The sequence below is a fragment of the Ferviditalea candida genome (assembly GCF_035282765.1).
Lineage (GTDB): Bacteria > Bacillota > Bacilli > Paenibacillales > KCTC-25726 > Ferviditalea > Ferviditalea candida.
In genome coordinates, this window is sequence record NZ_JAYJLD010000137.1 from 1 (window position 1) to 320 (window position 320).

The window sequence follows — 320 nt, forward strand, 5'->3', positions numbered from 1 at the left end:
GCCGCTGGCGTCCCGCACGTATTCCATGCGTTGGCCGTTGATGGTCTCCGCGCTCAGATCGCCGTTGTCGTCATATTCGTAGACAACCTGGTCGCCGTTGTCATAGGTTGCGCTTTTTACCTGATTGTTGTCGTAATACGTAAATTCGATCGTGCCGCCCGATCCGGACTGCTTCAGCAGGTTGCCTGCATTATCGTACACATACAAGAACCAGGTGCCGTCGGACACGTTCTCCGTCACTTTGCGGTTCATGAAGTCATAGCCGTAGCTGGTTGTGATGCCGCCCGGTTTTTTCTCAACGATCCGATTGCCGTTGTCGT

General features: G+C 54.1%; 1 pseudogene. It reads right to left on the bottom strand.

Annotated features, from left to right (window positions below):
* Positions 1-320, bottom strand: a pseudogene (locus tag VF724_RS21410) (hypothetical protein); the annotation flags it as partial.